Source organism: Haloferax sp. s1, assembly GCF_058382125.1.
This window is the reverse complement of record NZ_JBZRPK010000139.1, coordinates 1-1302: the sequence shown is the minus strand read 5'-3', so window position 1 is coordinate 1302 and position 1302 is coordinate 1. Positions and strand designations below refer to the sequence as shown.

The 1302-nt window shown below is 63.6% G+C and carries 2 protein-coding genes; one reads left to right on the top strand and one right to left on the bottom strand.

Going from position 1 to position 1302, the window contains the following annotated elements; translation table 11 throughout:
- A partial coding sequence (locus QT222_RS01015) for an oxidoreductase (RefSeq protein ID WP_491476013.1) occupies positions 1–710 on the top strand: 710 nt, incomplete at its 5' end.
- Positions 711–772: 62 nt separating this feature from the next.
- On the opposite strand, the gene QT222_RS01010 is transcribed toward QT222_RS01015, so the two are convergent.
- The coding region (locus QT222_RS01010; RefSeq protein ID WP_491476012.1) for a ZIP family metal transporter at positions 773–1302 on the bottom strand (530 nt) is incomplete at its 5' end.

Genomic DNA, 1302 nt, shown 5'->3' with positions numbered 1-1302 from the left:
GGAGCGGTGAATATGCCGTTCCACGGGAAGCGACTCTCGACGACCTCGATGCAGTCCGCGAGGGGTTCGTCGAGTCTGCGACGAACGCGGTCGAAGCCGGGTTCGACGGCGTCGAGATTCACAGCGCGAACGGCTACCTTCTCAACGAGTTCCTCGCGGCGGACGCGAACCAGCGCGATGACGAGTACGGCGGCGCGCCCGAGACCCGCGTTCGATTCCCCGCGGAAGTCGTCTCGGCAGTTGTCGAGGCCGTCCCCGACGAGTTCGTCGTCGGCGTACGCGTTTCGCAGACCAAAGTGACCGACGACAGCTACGAGTGGGTCGAAGGAGTGGACGCTGCCGCGGTCTTCTTCGAGGAACTCTCGGCCGCCGGTGCAGACTACGTCCACACGGTCGACTCGGATGCTGCCGGTCCGACATTCGGTGAAGACGGGCCGTCACTCGCCGAAACCGCAGTCGAGTACGTTACCGACGAGACGGTCGTCGTTGCAAACGGTGGTCTCGGCGACCCCGACGCGGCGCGCGCGGCGGTTGACTCCGGTGCCGACCTCGTTACGCTGGGGACGAGCGCCCTCGCTAACCCCGACTGGCCGGCGCGTGTGGCGGCGGATGCCGACCTCGACCAGTTCGACCCCGCGGCGTTCCTCGCGCCGACAGCGAGCATTTCTGACCACGAAACTCCGACCGACATCCCGACTGCAGACGACTGAACCCCTTCGCTTCCACTCGAACTTTTCACTCCCCATCCCCTCACTCCTCGCCCCCTCACTCCTCACCCAAGCGTCACGTCCAAATAGAGCATCACGATGACGCCAATCATCGTCCCGAACGTCGCCACGCGCTCGTTTCCGTTTGCGTGCGTTTCGGGGACGATTTCGTCGGAGATGACGAACAACATCGCACCCGCAGCGAATCCCATCGCATAGGGGAGGAGCGCTGTGGCGTACTGGATGGCCCACGCGCCGAAGACGGCGAGCGGAATCTCGACGAGACCCGCACGAATACCCGTGAACGTCGCATAGGTCGTGTTTCGAAGGCCAGCGTTGACCGCGGCGATAGAAACTGCGAGCCCTTCCGGGATGTTCTGGATGCCGATAGCGAGCATCAGCGGGATGGCGGTTCCGAGGTCTCCGGAGCCGAAGCCGACCCCGACTGCGAGTCCTTCCGGCATGTTGTGGATGGTTATGGCGATGATAAAGAGAACGACAGACGCCATCTTCGTCTCTGCTTCTATTTTTGCCTCTGCCTCTGTCTCCGCCTCGGGAGCGTCAGCGCGGGCTTGCCCGGTTACGAGGATATGGA